The organism is Actinomycetota bacterium (genome assembly GCA_036280995.1).
In the GTDB taxonomy this organism is placed as follows: domain Bacteria; phylum Actinomycetota; class CALGFH01; order CALGFH01; family CALGFH01; genus CALGFH01.
In genome coordinates this window covers 1-3,097 of record DASUPQ010000758.1, presented here as the reverse complement: position 1 = coordinate 3,097, position 3,097 = coordinate 1, and the positions used below count along the sequence as shown (strand labels likewise).

Sequence of the window (3,097 nt, the reverse complement as noted above, 5' to 3'; positions counted from 1 at the left end):
CGGACATAGACGAGCTGATCGACGATCTCCGACCGCAGGTTCCACGGCAGAATCAGCACGTAGTCGGGACGCGTCTCGGCGATCCGATCAGGATGGTGGATAGGGATATGAGTGCCGGGTAGGAATCGGCCCTGTTTGTAGGGATTCCGATCCACGGTGTAGGTGACGAGGTCCGTGCGGATGCCGCAGAAGTTCAGTAGCGTATTACCCTTGCCCGGCGCTCCATACCCTGCGACAGGCCGGCCCTCGCGCCGGGCAGCAATCAAGAGCTCGAGCAGCGAGTGCTTGACGTCCTCGACCCGGCGTCCGAAGGACGAGTAGTAGGACATTTCCTCCATCCCGGCCGCCCGCTCACGGGCGAGCAGTTCGGTCACTCGGCCTCTGATCGCGCGACCGACGCGCTCCACGTGGCCGGCGTACAAGCGGAGGGAGCCCCCATGGGTCGGCAGCTCCTCCACGTCGAACACCGTGAGTCCGTGGGCCTGGAAGATGCGTATGGCGGTGAGCAGCGAGAAGTACGAGAAGTGCTCATGGTAGATCGTGTCGAACTGATTTCCCTCGATGAGCCGCTTCAGGTGAGGGAACTCGACCGTGGCCACGCCGCTCGGCTTCAGGACCAGCTTGATCCCGGCGACGAAGTCGTTCAGGTCCGGCACCTGTGCGAGCACGTTGTTGGCGGTGATGAGATCGGCCTGCCTGCCTTCGGCAGCCAGTCTGTACGCCAATTCCGTTCCGAAGAATTCGGTGAGCGTTGGGACACCCCTGGTCTCGGCCGCACGTGCGACATTCACCGCGGGTTCGATTCCCAGTACCGGCACCCCGTAGTTCACGAAGTGCTGGAGGAGGTAGCCGTCGTTGCTGGCCAATTCCAGGACTAGGCTCTCTGGGCCGAGACGGAGTTCCGCACGCATACGCTCGCTGTATCGGCGGGCATGCTCGACCCAGGAGGACGAGTAGGAGGAGAAGTACGCGTACTCCGTGAAGATGTTCTCGGCCGGAACGTATGCCGGGATCTGAGCCAGGAAGCACTCGGAGCAGACAACCACATGAAGTGGGTAGAACGGCTCCATCTGATCGAGTTGATCGATCGTCAGGTAGCTCTCACAGAGTGGAGACATGCCGAGATCGACCATAGAGTGCATACGGGAGGATCGACAAAATCGGCACAGGGTCGTACCTGTCGAATGGGGTGCCTCGTGGGCGCGACTCGGCATTGTGCCGCTGGTCACTATCGGTAACTCCGTTCTGGACTGTCCGTACCTCGTTCCGGCCACGGGGCCATGACTCCACGACCTCGCCCGCACTTCACCGCAATCCGGGCGAAGGCCCGCCAGCCTAACGAAGTATCCGGTCAGAGCGTCCTACGGTATCCCCAAGATGGAGAGTTCGGGCCTACGCAAATTCTCGTATTCTCGCCCCCCCTTTGCAGGTAGACCGGCCTGCGAGAGCCCTCCTAGGAGTCTGCTGAAGATGCCTGGTCCTGTCGGGTCGGTGGTTTCTGCGCAGCTCCTCAGGCGGCCGATCGGGAAATGCGTGGTGATCGGCCTGACGTGGCGGCTCGGTCAGGCTAATATCCACGCGCCTTGGTGGCGGGCAAGGCCAAGCACCAGCAGCCGGCGCAGGTTGACCGCGGCGACTCGCAGCGACCACCACAGCCCGTTGCGTCCGATGCCGCGGTAGGGCACCCGCCGGCAGCCGTCGGCGACCAGCCACGCCAGCGAGCGTTCCACCATCGGCCGCCAGCGGCGGTAGCTTTGCTGGAAGCTGCGCGTGGTGGCGCGGCGGCGGGCGGCGTGCAGCTCGTCCTCGTGCGGGTGGACCTGGACCGTGCGGCCCTGCTTGGCGGTGGTGCAGCGCCCGCGCAGCGGACAGGACCGACACCAGCGCGCGAAGCTGGCCTGGCCCGAGCTGGTGATCGGCGCGGTCTGGCCGGCCGGGCACCTGGCCGTGCCGGCCTGCTGGTCGATGTGGAAGTCATGGATGGTGAACCCGCCCGGCACCGAGCTGGACAACGGGATGGGCTTGATCATCTGGACGTGGCCGGCGGCGCGCAGGGCCGCGCGGGTCGCCCCGGAGCCGTAGTGGGTGTCACCCAGCACCTCCAAGCCTGGCTCCTCGCCGGCCAGCAGCTCAACCCCGGTGGGCTCGTCCGGGGCGGTGGCGGCGGTCAGCGCGCACTCGGTCACCAGCCCGGTCTCCGGCTCGACGGCGACGTGGCCCTTGTAGCCATCGCGCTTCCTGGCGCTGGTCTTGCGGGTATGGCGGGCCTGCGGGTCGACGGTGGAGATGACCCGGTCACGCACGACCCGCCGGGCGATCCGCCAGGTGCCTGGCCGCTCGCCCGCTCCACGTCCTGGCCGGCGACCAGTGCCAGCAGCGCGACCGCCTCGGCCTGCTCGGCCTCCAACTCGAGGTCGCCCACGGCCGTCAGCACGGCCAGCGCGTCGTTGACCAGCCCCGACACGAGCGCCTGCTTGGCCTGCGGGTCGTCCCAGGCGCACACGGGCTTGCCCGCCCGGTCGTAGTCGTGGGCCTGAAGCTTGAGCTGGCGGGCGTGGGGGACCAGCCGCCGCACCCGGCGGACCGCCGCGACCAGCTGGGTCACCGTGTCCTGGGTGGCGACCGCGTCCTCCAAGACGGTGGAGTTCAGCACCCGCCGACTCCGCCCGGCCAGCACCCCGGTCGCCGCCACGACCTGGCAGACCGCCTCGAAGACCCGCCTGGGCCGGTCCGAGCGCCGCAGGCGGTTGCGCCAGTACACCAGCACCGTGGGGTGGAAGCCTTCGTCGTCCAGTCGTAGCCCGCAGGCGACCTTCCAGGCGATGTCGCGCCGCACCGCGCTGATCGCCTCCCGGTCCGACAGCCCCTCCAGGGCCTGCAGCACCATGACCGTGGCGATCACCTCGACGGGCACCGAGGGGTGCCCACCACCCTGCCGGACAACATCGGCGAACAGCTCGGGCGGGAACAGCTGGCGACGGTGGTCGGCAGGAAAGGCGTATACCGACCCGTCGGGGACCAGGTGGCGGCACCAGGTGGCCGCGTCCATCTCCTCATCGCAGGCATGGCGTGCTGGGCTCATGAGCCCGGTAGTCTG

Annotated in this window: 1 protein-coding gene and 1 pseudogene; both read right to left on the bottom strand. The window is 67.5% G+C overall.

Translation table 11 applies throughout. From position 1 onward, the window contains the following. Positions 1-1,133 (bottom strand): class I SAM-dependent methyltransferase (locus tag VF468_25365; protein HEX5881616.1); only part of this gene is annotated, 1,133 nt, incomplete at its 3' end. A 429-nt stretch (positions 1,134-1,562) separates the two neighbouring features. Continuing rightward, positions 1,563-3,082 (bottom strand): annotated as a pseudogene (locus tag VF468_25360) (IS1182 family transposase). Positions 3,083-3,097: the final 15 nt, after the last annotated feature.